The following is a 14,828-nucleotide window of genomic DNA, read 5'->3' as shown; positions in this document are numbered from 1 at the left end:
CAATCGGGAGATTTAATTGCGATTATAGAAAACTTACCATCTCTAGATAATTTGAGGATTAATTTTGTTTAGTTAATTGGGTGGATTTCATATTTGCCAAAATACTTGATTTCTTCTATATCTATTTTTTTCATACCTGTTCCCGGTTCCTTAATAGCAATAAATCTTGGCTTTAATTAAAATTGAGATGTAGCCAGTTAATTAAATTATGAAAATTTTAATTTTGAGTAGTAGTGAAGATATTCATGCTGCTCATTTAAAACAATCTCTGATAGAAAAAGGAATAACTGTTGAATATTTAGATACTCGTTTATTTCCGACTAAATTAAAAATATCTTGGCAACCTATTATTCAGACAGGATGTTTAACATTTCCAGATGGTAAAAAATGGGATTTAGCAGATATCAATAAAATTTTCTGGCGGACTTTTTCTGGAGTAAATGTTCCTAAATCAACTAATTCATATCCAAACACAATAGCAATAAATGATTCTATTAGTTTGTTACGTTCTTTTATGCGCTCAAAACCAGAGAAATGGGTGAATGATTGGGAAGCTTACCAATTTCATAAAGAGAAACCATTGCAATTAAGTTTGGCTAATAAAATAGGTGTGAATATTCCAGCGACATTAGTAACTAATGATGCGGAGGAAATTCTCAATTTTTATCAATCTTATTCGGAGGTAATTTTTAAACCTGTTTATGGTGGTTCTCATGCTCAGTTTTTAACGAAAGAACATTTAGAAATTAATCGAATGAATTTAGCTTTAAGCATTTCTCCTGTAACTATTCAAGAATATATTCCTGGTACAAATATTCGCAGTTACGTTATTGGGGAAAAAGTTTATTCTGCTGAAATTAGGAGTAGTTCTTTAGATTTTCGGGAAGATAAACAAGCAAAATTAATCTATTTAGAAACACCGAAGGATATTAAAAAACAATGTTTAACTATTACTAAAGCATTCGGTTTAAAATGGACTGGTATTGATTGGCGATTGCAACCTAATGGAGAATATATTTTTCTAGAGGCGAATTTTAGTCCGATGTTTCTTCATTTTGAAAAGCAAACAGGTTGTCCGATAACTCAAAATTTGATAGAGTTATTAACAAGTTAAAGTTATTTTCAAGGAGTCTGTAATGTCTGTAGAATTATTGCGACAACTATTTACTGTAGACGACTATTATAAAATGCTGGAAGCAGGAATTTTAACTGAAAATAAACGAGTAGAACTAATCCGAGGAGAAATTATCAAAATGTCCCCAGTTGGTATTCGTCACGCAAATTGTGTGAAACATCTTGCCGAACTTTTCATTTTGGGTTTAGCAAAGACTGTTACTGTTGGGATTCAAGATCCTATAAGATTGAACGATAATTCTGAACCAGAACCAGATATCAGTGTGCTGCAACGAGGGCCAAGTTTGTATCGGACTCAACATCCTCAACCAGAAAATGTATTTCTCCTGATAGAGGTTTCAGATACAACAATTAAATATGACAGAGAAGTAAAAGTTCCTTTGTATGCTGAGAATAATATTGTTGAAGTTTGGTTAGTAAATCTAACTCAAGAATGTCTGGAAGTTTACCGAAAACCTACTGCAAATGGTTATGAAATTGTGCAGAATTTTCAAAGGGGTGAAACTGTGAAAATTCAAGCTTTGCCTAATGCAACTTTTACTGTTGATGAAATATTGGGAGAATCTTGAGCCGTAAAAAAATCGGATCAAAAAAGTAAAGTTAAACTAAAATAATGGCTAAACAATCTATTCCCAGAATTGAATATCTACGAGTGCAAAACTATCGCGCTTTGCGTGATTTAGAGCTAAAAAAAATAACTCCATTAACTGTATTTTTAGGTCCTAATGGTAGTGGTAAATCTACCATATTTGATGTCTTTGCATTTTTATCGGAATGTTTTACAGATGGACTCAGGAAAGCTTGGGAAAAAAGGGGTAGATTTAGAGAATTAAGAACTAGAGATTCTGAAGGAAATATAGTATTTGAACTTAAATATCGAGAAACAAAAGACTCTCCTTTAATTGTATATCATCTTGCCATTGCGGAAAGAACAAAAGGTCCTTATGTTGCCGAAGAATGGCTACAATGGAGAAGAGGAAAAAGAGGAGGAATTTTTAAGTTTTTAAACTTTAAAGAAGGGGAAGGAAAAGTAATTACTGGAGAAATGCCTGATGAAAAAGATGAACGTATAGATGAAAAGTTAGAATCTGCTGAATTTTTAGCAGTAAGTACCCTCGGACAATTTGCTAAACATCCTCGTGTTAGTGCCTTGAGAAAATTTATTACAGGTTGGCATCTTTCCTATTTAAGTGCAGATAATACTCGCACCACTCCTGAAGCTGGTGCCCAAGAAAGATTATCATCAACAGGTGATAATTTACCTAATGTTATTCAATATCTTAGTGAACAGCATCCAGAACGACTCGAAAAAATTCTTAATATTCTTTCTTGTCGAGTTCCTCGTTTAGAAAATGTTGAAGCTTCAATGATGCAAGATGGCAGACTTTTATTACAAATAAAAGATGCTCCTTTTGCTACACCAATCTTAGCAAAATTTGCCTCTGATGGTACTTTAAAAATGTTAGCTTATCTCACTTTTTTACATGACCCAGAACCACCACAACTTATTGGTATTGAAGAACCAGAAAATCATTTGCATCCTCGTTTATTACCGGAACTTGCTGAAGAATGTCGTGCAGCTTCAGCTAATACTCAACTTATGGTAACAACTCATTCTCCATTTTTTATTGATGGGATTAGATCCCAAGAATTATGGATACTTTACCGAGATGAAAATGGTTATACTCAGGCTAAACGTGCTAGCGAAATGCTAGGTATTAAAGAATTTATTGAGCAAGGTGCATCTTTAGGTAATTTATGGATGGAAGACCAATTTGAATTTGGAAATCCTTTAAAAAATCAAGGCGCACCGCGTAAAAATCAAGCTAGAAATTAGTGATTATAGGAGTAACTAACGAGTGCATATTGAATTTCTAGTGGAAGATTTTTTCAACGAAGCAAACTCTCTGTAACTTATTACCAAAAATTATGGGTGATTTGATAAGTTTTGATACCCACTCTTTTCAGGGTAAACAAGATTTACTTTCTAAGCTACCAGGACGGTTAAAAGGATATAAAAAATGGATACCTAATGATTGGATAATTATAGTTTTATTAGATAGAGATAATCAAGATTGTCAAAAATTGAAACAACAGTTAGAATAAATTGCTATCAAAGCTGGATTTTTCACAAAATCTCTGGCAAATAGTCAAAGTAAAAATAAATATCAATTAATTAATAGAATTATGATTGAAGAATTAGAAGCTTGGTTTTTTGGAGATATTCCAGCTTTGACTAAAGCTTATCCTAAAGTATCTAAAAGTCTCAGTCAAAATGCTAAATATCGTGACCCAGATGACATTAAAGGTGGTACTTGGGAAGCTTTAGAAAAAGTGCTTCAAGGAAAAGGTTATCATCAAGGAGGATTAGAAAAATTGAGAGCTGCTAGAGATATTTCACCCCACATGAATCCTACAGAAAATACCTCAAAAAGTTTTCAAGTTTTCTATCGTTGTTTATTGGAAATAATCGAATATGAAAAAAATTAATTTGATGGATTTGAAGAAGCGATCGCCTGTAACTTTTACTGTTTATGAAATATTAGTAAATTAATACAAATTTCCAACATTAATTACTGAATACTATATAAATGTCTTCTATTTTGTAACCATACTTTTAAGTCAAATCCTGTAGTTTTATTTATGTAATTAAAGGTATCATTTCCTGACATTACTTGCCAACCTGCTATAGAACAAGTATTGATAGTTTGCCTCAAGCTATCATTTCTGAGTATTAGTAAAACAGGATTATATCCTAGAGTATTTAGTCTAGCTGCATACTGCCTGAATTTCTTGAGAGTTCCTGAATCTCCTGAACCAATTCTATATTTTGTATCTATTGTATCTAACCCAACGATAAAGTCACATAATTCATCATTATCGAAAAATTTGGTCTAAAGTCTCCCCTTTTAAGGGAATGAAAAAAAATTAACTTCAGTATTTCAAGTTTCTGGCAACAACTACGAGGTACTGATAACTGATAACTGATAACTGAAATGACCATCTCGAATAGCTTCATTAAAATGATAGCAAGTTTGTCTACAAATTTCTTTAACTATTCTTTCCCAACACATTCCTAGTTCTCTTCCCCAATATTGTTTATTTCTAGCTTTAATTTCTTGATTTAATCCAAATACAAGCATCAAATCATCTGCCTCTAAAGACTCTTGAGGAAATACTTTGCTGGCAAAAGATTGGCTATATTTTTGTAAAATTATATCTAAAGAATTATTAAGTTGATTATTATTCATTATAAGCATTCAGCAGTAAGCATTTAGCCATCAGCTATTTATTTTAGTTTTAGATAAAGGCTTTATTAATTAAGTCAAATTAACAGCCTCTCCTTGTCAATGGGAAAAAATTTATTTTTTTTTCCTTTTAGTCAATTTTATCCTTTTTAGAGATAGGCAATTATCAATTATCCATTATCCATTAATGAAAGAGGTTTTTCTAAAACAACTATCGTATCATGTTTGATTGTACTTGCCCAATTTACATTTCTAGGAATATTCAATTTGCGGTTTTTCAACAATAAATGAAAATGAAATTCTTCCTGAAAACCAACATCACAAGCAATTTCTGTTAAAATACTGGCAACTGGAATATCAACTCCACAAATTTTACTCAAATCGCCGATGGAAAAACAATAATATCCTCCCGGTTTCAAACAGGAAAAACAGCTTTTAAAATGTTGCTGCATATCCATAAAATATTTGTATACAACTCTTGCTCTAAGTTGATTTTGTCCTTGAGAAGCTTGATACTTTTTACCAAAGAAAATATCTTCTATTAACTTATCGAGATATTCATAACCAGTTTTACCAAGCTCTTTACATTCTTGTTTGGGTATTCTTTCTGTACCTATTTCTTGAGAATATAAATTAAGTCTCTCTTGATTACTTTTTACCATACCTAACCAGTGCAGTTCAAATTTTGAAGCCCACACATAATCTATGGCATTTATATAAGGTGGAGAGGTAATTATTGCATCATATTTATCTCCTGTAATTTTTCTAGCATCTGCTATAGCTAATTGTTTTACTAGAGAAATATTTCTCTTAATAAAAGGATGCCATTCAATAACTGCATCTATTGCTTTATTGCCATAAAATTCAAAATATTTAAACACATCTGAACTAGATAAATTTGGTATTTCTTTAATATGCGATCGCCTAGCTGCTAGTAACATTCCATCGTTCATATTTGATGTTTTTCTGACAGTAGAAGCGAATGCTAACCACAGAATAGGTTCTATAGTTTTGGGAGAATTTAAAATATAATATCTGAGGATTTCTAAACCTTCTTGTACTCCCTGTTGAAACCAAAAATCTTTATTGGCAAAGTCTATAGTTTCTGGTGCTTTTTGATGGTTATAAGCACTCTGAAGGATTTTATTTATTTCCTCTTTAACTTCGGTTACTGAAAATATAGTTGTTTTAACTTGGCAAATTAAACGACTCAGTGGATGATAATCTAGCCAATCAATTGATATTCCAGATTTAATTGATTCTATGATTGTGGTTCCAGATCCGGCAAAAGGTTCTAAAACTTTAAATGGAAAAGAGGCATATTTTTGCAGAAACCAACGAGGTATTTCTGGTATTGATTTTGCTGGTTGAAACCCTAAGTTATAAATTTTCATTGGGGTACTTCTCTGTAATGAAATTAAAGTACCTTTCTTTAAACCTTGAGGTATATCTCCGTCTATATGTAAATATAAATTTTGCTTTTGTTCGAGTTGATTTATCATAAAAAACTAGCTAGTAGAGAACCAAGGTTATTTCAGTTATCAGTTATCAGTATCTCAAAAAAATATTCTCCATAAATAGAATATTATTTTTATTATAGTTGATTAATTAGGACTTACACATAAAATAGGTTGATCCACGAAATTTATTGTCGGTAAGTTCTATTAACAAGACTTGATATAAATGATAAAATGCTAAGTACATAAATACAACCAAGTTTAATAACTAATATTATTAATAATAAAAAAAATTATGTCTTTAACAGAACAAATTCTTTCTCAAATTCCCGGAAACCCTTTAGAAACTCTACGACGAGTCGATAAAATTTGGCAAAAACTTCGAGCCGAAAATATACCTATTCCTACTACTGTTAAAACTGAATCTAAATTATTAGAAACTTCTGACTGGGATGTAATAATTTGCGGAGGAACTTTAGGTATTTTAATTGGTGCTACTTTGGCAAAAAAAGGTTGGCGCGTTGCCCTTTTAGAAAGAGGCATTCTCAAAGGTAGAATCCAAGAATGGAATATTTCCCGCAAAGAAATAGAAACATTTGTAGAATTAAATCTCCTCTCTTCAGAAGAACTAAAAAAAGCGATCGCTACTGAATATAACCCCGCTCGCATCAGTTTTCCCAATACTCCTGACATCTGGGTAAAAGACGTTCTCAATATTGGAGTCGATCCTGTTTATTTATTGGAAACTCTGAAACAACGATTTTTAGAAGTAGGAGGTCAACTATTTGAAAATACAGCTTATCAAACAGCAACCATTCATCCAGATGGAGTCAATATCCAGACTAGCAATGGGCGATCGTTCAAAACTCGACTACTCCTGGATGCCATGGGGCATTCTTCTCCTATTGTGCAACAAGCAAGGAAAGGCAAAAAACCTGATGCTGTCTGTTTAGTAGTTGGTACTTGTGCGACTGGATATCCGAAAAATGATACGGGAGATATTTTTGCTTCCTTTACTCCGATAGAAAATCAATGTCAATATTTTTGGGAAGCATTTCCTGCCAGAGACGGGCGCACTACTTATTTATTTACTTATTTAGATGCTCATCCAGATAGATTTTCCTTAGAATTTTTCTTTGAAGAATATCTACGTTTATTACCAGAATATCAAAAAGTCGAACTTAGTCAACTTACATTCCAACGTGCTTTATTTGGATTCTTTCCTTGTTATCGTCAAAGTCCTCTGCAAACTCCTTGGAATCGTATTTTGCCAGTGGGCGATAGTAGTGGCAGTCAGTCACCTCTGAGTTTTGGCGGTTTTGGAGCTATGGTACGTCATTTGCCACGTCTAACTTTGGGTATTGATGAAGCTTTGCAAACTGATAATTTATCATTAAAATCTTTGACACTTTTACAACCTTATCAACCTAATGTATCAGTTACTTGGTTATTTCAACGTTCTATGAGTATAGGGGTAAATCAAAAAGTTGCATCAGAGCAAATTAATCAATTATTAGCAGGTGTTTTTCAGGTAATGGAACAGTTAGGTGAACCTGTTTTGAAACCTTTTTTACAAGATGTCGTAAAGTTTCCTGCTTTGGCAAAAACTTTATTTGTTACTTCCTTAAAACAACCAGGTTTAGTAATAAAAATTATCCCTCAAGTTGGAGTAGGAAATTTATTAGACTGGATGAAACATTATGTTAATTTAGGAGTTTATAGTTTGTTATATCCTGTAGGGGGAAAAATGGAAAATTTGATAGCAAAAATGTCAGAAGAACAGAGATATTTTTATCGTCGTTTAATGGAACAATGGAAATATGGTTCAGGAGGAGATTATGTTGAATAATTTGTAAGCATTTAGCTGTCAGCATTCACCTAGAAGAAAGATGAGAGCTAACTACTTACAATAATTTTATCAACTTAAAAAAAAACTAAGTTTTACATTATTAATAGTAACACAAGCATCTTGCTTGTTACAGCCTTCTAGGCTGTGTTACGATTAGAATAAATATAAATTTTCACACTCAACAAATTCATGTAATTATTCTCAAGGAGTTAATAATGGTTGTACAATTATCACGAAAACTATTCACTGTAGATCAGTATAATAAAATTCTGGATGCAGGAGTATTTACTGAAAACGAACGAGTAGAACTAATTAGAGGAGAAATTGTCAAAATGTCCCCTATGGGTATTCATCACTCAGCTTGTGTGAAATGTCTTGCCGAACTTTTCATTTTGCGTTTAGCACAGACTGTTACTGTGGGAATTCAAGATTCTGTAAGATTGAATAATACTTCTGAACCACAACCAGATATAAGTTTGCTGCAACGACGACCAGATTTTTATCGGACTCAACAACCTCAACCAGAAAATGTATTTCTCCTTATAGAGGTGTCAGATACAACAATTAAATATGACAGAGAAGTAAAAGTTCCTTTATATGCTGAGAATAATATTGTGGAAGTTTGGTTGGTAAATCTGAATGAAAAATGTCTGGAAGTTTATCGACAACCTAAAGGAAATGGTTATGAGAATATGCAGACTTTTAAAAAGGGTGAAACTATGACTATTCAAGTTTTCCCTAATGTGACTTTTACTGTTGATGAAATATTGGGAGATTAACAGAAATTTTCGACATGAATTACTAAATACTATATAAATTTATTCTATTTTGTAACCATAATTTCAAATAAAATCCTGTATATCGTTCAACCCAACAAAAGCTTACTATTGTTGGTGTTGTGTTGGGTTTCGGTTCCATGCTGCGCAACCCTAACGGGAACAACAATGGCCTACGCTTGTTGATGAAATATTGGGAGATTAACAGAAATTTTTAATTAGAATATTTAGAATAAATATAATTTTTCACACTCAACAAATTCATGTAATTATTCTCAAGGAGTTAATAGTGTCTGTACAATTATCGCGACGATTATTTACTGTAGATGAGTGTTATAAAATGCTGGAAGTAGGTGTAAAAAATTAAAGAAAGACTTAGAAGAAATTGCTATAGAAGCTGGATTTATGACAAAAACTCTGGCAAAAAGTAAAGCTAAAAAGAAATATCAATTAATCAATAAAATTATGATTTAAGAATTAGAAGCTTGGTTTTTTGGAGATATTCTAGCTTTGACTAAAGCTTATCCTAAAGTACCTAAAAGTCTCGATAAAAAATCTAAATATCTTGACCCAGATAACATTAAAGGTGGTACTTGGGAAGCTTTACAAGAGGTGCTTCAAAGAAAAGGTTATCATCAAGAAGGATTAGAAAAATTGAGAGCTGCTAGAGATATTTCACCATATATGAACTCTACGGAAAATACCTCAAAAAGTTTTCAAATTTTCTATAGTTGTTTATTAGAAATAATAGCATCTGAAAAAGATTAATTTGATGAAGTTGAAGAAGCGATCGCCTCAACAAAAGTTTTTTTATTTCAGTGTCGTACTGTCAGACAGAAGTAAGCTACAACCGAACCTACATTTTTAGTTAGATGTGCAGCACACCTCTCTCTGCCCCCCTATTCTCTACTCTTCACTCCCTGTATTCTGAATAACTTGATAGCAATCAGAAACAGACGCTCTTTCTGTCATTGCTTTCACTAAAGCTTCATAAGCAGAATGATTATTTTCTAGTAAAGTACGAGCTTGGGCAGATGCCCAACTTTGCTTAATTTTAGATTGTCCAGGACGTTTTAATTGTGTCAAAACTGCTGTAATTTTAGTTCTATCTTCTGCTCCACCTTGAGAGTTACCATAAACAAAATCTTCTGCTGCCATACCTGCCATCCAGACAGTAAAATATTTGTTCAAGAGTTCCTCGGAAATCATACCTTTATTTAATTGAGCAGCTAACTTTTCGTCCTCGAACCTAACTCCCCCTTGAGCTGACTGTCCTTGGCGAAATGCTTCCCATGCACTCAAAGCATAACCACTAATAGGAATTTCTAACAAATAAGCTACTAAAAAATGTCCTGCTTCGTGACGAACGATCCGCTCCCGTCTTTCTGAAGATGTTCCTTCTACTAAATCTACAATAATTGTACCTCCCTGTCCTTGCCATCCCAAAACATCTATAGTTGCTAATACCAGGATAGAAAAAGTAGCGATCGCTGGTATTACTGGAGATACATTAAACATTGGTCCAAGTAGACTAAACATGGTCAGAACAAAAATACCAATGGCAATAATATTAAGTGAAGTTTCTCTCATCATTAAATTAGTTTTTTTTGTATTATAGCGCTGCGCGCAGGGAACAGGGAACAGGGAACAGGGAACAAGGAGAATAAAATTGCCGATGATAGAAGGAAGAAGCAAGAAGCAAGAAGCAAGACAAGGGAGACAAGGGAGACAATCTAATGCACAGTTTTAGATGAAACAGTCTACTACAAATTTTACTGGATTAATATTATCAGATTTAATATTGTACCATTAGTTAATAAAAAAGATAATTTCTGACTAAAAAATATGCAAACACAAACAGTTACTTTAGAAATTCCAGAAGCAATTTATCAACGTTTAGTTAACACTGCCATAGGAATGAAATCTTCTGTGGAAGATATAGTAATTCCTACTTTTAAAGTAGAAAATACTACTATTAATGAGGATATTGCAGAGTAATTTTTAGTAGATATTGCTGGATTATATAGACTAGATGATGATAGTTTATGGCGGATTATTTACATTCAAAAACAGACGTATAAATGAAAAAAATATAATAGTTTACTTGAGGCTAATTATAGTAGATGATTAACATAAAATGAACAATTAGAATTAAGAAAATGAGACAGGAAGCAGATTTATTTATTTTAAAAAAAAGCCCAGGCAGTAGCTTTACTTCACTGGCGGAGATATAAAGTTTAGCGTCTTAATTAATTAACGAAAAATCAAGAATTATGTCTTCTTACATTTCTCAAACTCTACGACTTCAGATAGCAGAAAGCGATCGCCACTCTTGCTGTTATTGTTTAACCAGTGAAATAAATAGTGGTATTCGTATGACATACGACCATATTTATCCTCTTTCAAAAGGTGGAGAAACCAACTTTGAAAATGTTTGTTTAGCTTGTCAAAGCTGCAATGAATTTAAAGGTAATACGATTGAATGTATCGATCCTTTGACTGGGGAAAAAGTATCTTTATTTAATCCACGTCAACAAGAATGGTCGCATCATTTTAAATGGAGTTCTGATGGAAAAAAATGAAGGTATAACTGCTGTTTCCAGAGCTAGAGTTACAGCTTTAAGAACTAATAATCTAGTTATAGTTGCTGCTAGAAAACCTTGGGTATATGTTGTTTGGCATCCTGCTTTAGATTAGACTTTTCCCAAAATCAAAAATAAAATTAATTATTATTTATAAGTTATCAATAAAGTTCCATAGTTTTTAGTAAGGTATGAGCGATCGCCTTAGCAATTTGCTATTAAACTGGTACTAAAATAGTAAAGTATTTGTTAAATTCCATTCAACCATAAATATTTAAACATTAAAATAATAGCTCGTAAATATTATATATTTGTCGCACGCAAAATACGAAAACCAAAATGAATAACTTGCAAAAATTAGAATCTGAGTTTTCTTCACTTATTTCTGAAAAAAAAACAAATAGAAAATGATATATGGCATTTAGAATGTAAAAGAAATCCACCATTTGCTATTAATGAAAATTCTCCTGAAAAAAATTATGAAATAGAGCAAGAAATAAACCATTGGAAAGGACGACTTCATCAGGTTGATTTAAAAATTCACAGAAAAGAAGCTGAAATTAAAAAAGATGAAGAAAAGCAAGAAGAAAAGCGAGAACAAAAAAGGCAAGAGCAAAAGCGAGAACAAGAAAAAAAGGCGAGAACAAGAAAGAATAAATAGATTAAATAAAATAGCAGAAGATAGAAAAATATCTTCAAGAAACCTGACGATAGGGGAAATTTGGGAAAGAATAACGTTAACGATAACTTGGCAAGTAAAAGCTTTTTTTCATCATTTTATTTGTTTATATTCTAACAGGGTTTATTTATGTATTTATGCAATCTCCTGACATCGTAGCTACATTTCCCAGTAGCATTATAAGTCTTTCAGAAAATTTGTTCTTTATTTCATTAATTATTTTCTCATTATACCTGGTTTATTTTTTCTTCTACTCAGCAATAAATCTAATAAAAGCAGTTATCGGAACAGTACTTTTATGTGTAATATCTTATTTTGTGCCATTTCTATTATTAACACCACTAAATTCAAGAAATCCTTCAATTCTTGATTTGTTGGGGGATAGCCCTCAAATATTTTCTCAAAGGATTATAATTGGAATAATTTTTGTTAGCATAATCAGATTTTTTTATATTCTAGGGCAAAATAAAAACACAAGAAATAGCAGATTTTTTTGGGCTATAGTTACACATATACCTCTAATTTTGATGATGTGTTGTTTTACAGGTATTTACAGTTCTTTTTACCAAGAAAAAACTGCTGATGTTTTTTTATGCTTCACATGGCAATATTTATCTATTATTTTTATATTAATACGGTAACTTTTGTTATGTGTTATTTCGATAACTATTCTATTTTTGATATTCCAGAATATATTTTACGTTTTTATACGATAATTGGAGGTTCTTATGGTACTGGACTTGCAATGTCATATATAAATTATAAAAAATATGACGGTGCATTTAAGCGAACTTACACAATAATTTTGGTGATACAAGTGTTATTTTTGATGATGTTTTTTCTTATATGATTTAATGGATTTAATGTTGCAGGGTGTTTCAGATAAGATACACCCATGACAGGCAAGATGCCTGTGCTACAGAAAATATATTACTTATTAATTAAAAGTTCGACTACTTTATTTAACCCTACAGCATTAGAAGCTTTAAAAAGAACTCGATCGCCTGCTCTTAAAAACTCTTGTAAATGTCTAGCTAAATTCTGGTGAGCATCATCAGCAGCAATATTTTCTACTTCTATAAATTTTAAACCAGCAGCACCTTTAACGATTGCTTTTCCTTCTTCAAAATCAGCTAAAATAAATAAACCATCTATCTTTAAATTTCTCACAACATTGCCAACTTGTTCATGGAATAAAACTGATTGATCTCCTAATTCTTTCATAGTTCCCAAAACAGCAATATGACGTTTACCTGGAGTTTCAGCTAATAAATTTAAAGCAGCTATCATTGATTCTAATCCAGCATTATAACTTTCATCTAAAATCACAATATCATTGTCTAAATCATATTTTTTTGCCCTACTTCCTGGTAACTGAACTGAGAAATTATTAGTCAAAGGTTCAAATAAATTTTTTGTCGAAATATTTTTTCCATGCAAAACTTTCAACACTGCTAATGCTGCTAAATAATTAGAAGCATTATGACTGCCAGATAAAGGTAAAGGTAAATCTAAACCATCAACATTTATAGTTTGAGAATCAATTAATTTTCCTTGTAAATCTCCACCTTCTAAACCATAAGTAAAAGTTTCTCCAGACCAAAATTTAGCAGCAGTTTCTATCAACCTTTTATTATCATAATTTAGAATCGCAATACTATCCTGAGACATTTCTCTTAATAACTCACACTTAGCTTTAGCGATCGCTTCCACAGAACCTAAACGACCAATATGAGCAGTACCAACATTTGTAATTAAACCAATAGTTGGATTAGCAATATTTGTTAATTCTGCAATTTCTTCAGGTCCTCGCATTGCCATTTCTATCACCGCATAATTATCATTATCAGAAAGTCGTAATAGAGTTTTAGGTACACCTATTTCATTATTATAATTAGCTTCAGTTTTGATAACTTGACCTTGAGTTCCCAAAACTGCAGCGATTAATTCCTTAGTAGTAGTTTTACCTACAGAACCTGTGATAGAAATTACAGGAATATCAAATCTATCTCGCCACCAACGAGCAATTTTTTGATAAGCTTTTAAAGTATTTTCTACTTGTAATATAGGTATATTCTTTGATAGTTCTTTAACTTCATTATTTAAGATATATTCTTGTTCAACAATTATACAACCAGCTTCCTTTTCGATTGCTTGCTTAACAAAATTATGACCATCAAAGTTTTCACCCTGTAATGCTAAAAATCCTTCACCAGATTTTAAACTACGAGTATCTGTATTTATACCTGTAATTAATGTTTTTTCTGGAACATCAAAACCTGTAAGTGTTGTAGAAGTTAATATTTTAGTCAGTTGGAGTAAAGTAATATGACAAACCATAGTTATTGGTAGTTCTCCTGAAATATTTGTCATAATTATATAAGAATATTTGTTATTGTTGAACTCAAATTATTTTTTGGGGTTTAAAGGCAAAATTAAAGGGTAAATCTCAATTTTACAGAAAGCCAAAAATTTATCGCTTTTAGGGAAAAGCGGTCGAAAGATGGTCAAGTTTCCTGACCATATCTAATCGACCAAGACAGGGAATAGGTATGGAGGGAATAGGGGATAAGAAAAAAAGTATTTTGGCACGCTATGACATACACCGAAATCAAAAGTTCTAGAGAATATTTTTGGTGCTGGTGGCAAGTAGGGAACAGGTGCTAGTTTCCATAAGTCAGGAAAACTTAGAAAACTTTGATTAACCACTTGAAATAAAATTGCGATATAATTTCTTTTGAGGAAGAAACTATCTTTAGTAAGTAAAATAGCCCTGTTTGTAAGAAATCCTACAGACAGCTATCTCAAAACTCAATATTAGTTATTTTTCCTATATATCAGGGTAATGGAATACAACAAAACCTAAGTAATCAACTATTACTTGAGCTGCTATTAAGATTAACTTAAATCTTACTACAAAAGCAAAGTTTTATTTTTGAGAACTGACGGTTAATATAGCAATCCTAAATAAGTTGTAACGTAAGGATTCAGCAGGAAATACTTATGTAACCAATTAAAAAGTAAATAAAAAAAACTAAAATTCCCGCCTATTCATTTTTCACCATTTCCTTTTGCCTATCCTAAAAGCAACGAAATTTTGTAA

At 31.9% G+C, this 14,828-nt stretch carries 14 protein-coding genes and 1 pseudogene; 11 read left to right on the top strand and 4 right to left on the bottom strand.

Going from position 1 to position 14,828, the window contains the following annotated elements; genetic code table 11:
• The first annotated feature begins 208 nt into the window (after window positions 1–208).
• The 5 genes from VKJ25_RS18400 to VKJ25_RS18380 all read left to right on the top strand — a co-directional run bounded on the left by VKJ25_RS18400 (window position 209) and on the right by VKJ25_RS18380 (window position 3,624).
• Entirely contained in the window at window positions 209–1,114 is a 906-nt protein-coding gene (locus VKJ25_RS18400) for an ATP-grasp domain-containing protein (RefSeq protein ID WP_324238089.1), read from the top strand.
• A 22-nt stretch (window positions 1,115–1,136) separates the two neighbouring features.
• The gene (locus VKJ25_RS18395) at window positions 1,137–1,703 is read left to right on the top strand and encodes a Uma2 family endonuclease (RefSeq protein WP_324238088.1); all 567 of its coding nucleotides are present in this window, start codon (window positions 1,137–1,139) and stop codon (window positions 1,701–1,703) included.
• Window positions 1,704–1,747: 44 nt separating this feature from the next.
• A complete protein-coding gene (locus VKJ25_RS18390; RefSeq protein WP_324238087.1) occupies window positions 1,748–2,971 on the top strand; it encodes an AAA family ATPase in 1,224 nt (407 codons plus the stop codon).
• A gap of 92 nt (window positions 2,972–3,063) precedes the next feature.
• Window positions 3,064–3,240 carry a hypothetical protein gene (locus tag VKJ25_RS18385; RefSeq protein WP_324238086.1) on the top strand — a complete coding sequence of 59 codons (177 nt, stop codon included), beginning with the start codon at window positions 3,064–3,066 and terminating at the stop codon, window positions 3,238–3,240.
• Window positions 3,241–3,624, top strand: coding sequence for a DUF4276 family protein (locus tag VKJ25_RS18380; RefSeq protein WP_375340347.1), 384 nt, complete (start codon window positions 3,241–3,243; stop codon window positions 3,622–3,624).
• A gap of 470 nt (window positions 3,625–4,094) precedes the next feature.
• On the opposite strand, the gene VKJ25_RS18375 is transcribed toward VKJ25_RS18380, so the two are convergent.
• On the bottom strand, window positions 4,095–4,385 hold the full coding sequence (locus tag VKJ25_RS18375) for a hypothetical protein (RefSeq protein WP_324238084.1): 291 nt from the start codon (window positions 4,383–4,385) through the stop codon (window positions 4,095–4,097).
• A gap of 167 nt (window positions 4,386–4,552) precedes the next feature.
• Window positions 4,553–5,884, bottom strand: a complete 1,332-nt coding sequence (locus VKJ25_RS18370) for a hypothetical protein (protein WP_324238083.1) — start codon at window positions 5,882–5,884, stop codon at window positions 4,553–4,555.
• A gap of 250 nt (window positions 5,885–6,134) precedes the next feature.
• Here VKJ25_RS18370 and VKJ25_RS18365 point away from each other — a divergent pair, with 250 nt between their 5' ends.
• The 3 genes and pseudogenes from VKJ25_RS18365 to VKJ25_RS18355 all read left to right on the top strand — a co-directional run.
• Window positions 6,135–7,688 carry an NAD(P)/FAD-dependent oxidoreductase gene (locus VKJ25_RS18365; RefSeq protein ID WP_324238082.1) on the top strand — a complete coding sequence of 518 codons (1,554 nt, stop codon included), beginning with the start codon at window positions 6,135–6,137 and terminating at the stop codon, window positions 7,686–7,688.
• Between the two features lie 215 nt (window positions 7,689–7,903).
• Entirely contained in the window at window positions 7,904–8,467 is a 564-nt protein-coding gene (locus VKJ25_RS18360) for a Uma2 family endonuclease (protein ID WP_324238081.1), read from the top strand.
• Between the two features lie 483 nt (window positions 8,468–8,950).
• Window positions 8,951–9,232 (top strand): annotated as a pseudogene (locus VKJ25_RS18355) (DUF4276 family protein); the annotation flags it as partial.
• A gap of 138 nt (window positions 9,233–9,370) precedes the next feature.
• On the opposite strand, the gene VKJ25_RS18350 reads toward VKJ25_RS18355, so the two are convergent.
• Window positions 9,371–10,054 carry a M41 family metallopeptidase gene (locus tag VKJ25_RS18350; protein ID WP_324238094.1) on the bottom strand — a complete coding sequence of 228 codons (684 nt, stop codon included), beginning with the start codon at window positions 10,052–10,054 and terminating at the stop codon, window positions 9,371–9,373.
• A gap of 255 nt (window positions 10,055–10,309) precedes the next feature.
• Here VKJ25_RS18350 and VKJ25_RS18345 point away from each other — a divergent pair, with 255 nt between their 5' ends.
• The 3 genes from VKJ25_RS18345 (at window position 10,310) to VKJ25_RS18335 (ending at window position 11,161) form a co-directional block, all read left to right on the top strand.
• Window positions 10,310–10,462, top strand: a complete 153-nt coding sequence (locus tag VKJ25_RS18345; protein WP_324238080.1) for a hypothetical protein — start codon at window positions 10,310–10,312, stop codon at window positions 10,460–10,462.
• A gap of 275 nt (window positions 10,463–10,737) precedes the next feature.
• Entirely contained in the window at window positions 10,738–11,046 is a 309-nt protein-coding gene (locus VKJ25_RS18340) for an HNH endonuclease (protein WP_324238079.1), read from the top strand.
• Window positions 11,033–11,161, top strand: a complete 129-nt coding sequence (locus VKJ25_RS18335; RefSeq protein WP_324238078.1) for a hypothetical protein — start codon at window positions 11,033–11,035, stop codon at window positions 11,159–11,161. The genes VKJ25_RS18340 and VKJ25_RS18335 overlap by 14 nt, the downstream gene beginning before the upstream one ends.
• A gap of 1,494 nt (window positions 11,162–12,655) precedes the next feature.
• Here VKJ25_RS18335 and VKJ25_RS18330 read toward each other — a convergent pair.
• Window positions 12,656–14,065 (bottom strand): UDP-N-acetylmuramoyl-tripeptide--D-alanyl-D-alanine ligase, encoded by a 1,410-nt coding sequence (locus tag VKJ25_RS18330; protein ID WP_324238093.1) that lies wholly within the window; start codon window positions 14,063–14,065, stop codon window positions 12,656–12,658.
• Window positions 14,066–14,828: the final 763 nt, after the last annotated feature.

Origin of the sequence: Okeania sp., assembly GCF_035285525.1 — a bacterium.
GTDB lineage: Bacteria > Cyanobacteriota > Cyanobacteriia > Cyanobacteriales > Microcoleaceae > Trichodesmium.
The sequence above is the reverse complement of the archived record's forward strand: the minus strand, read 5'-3'. Positions and strand labels throughout refer to the sequence as shown.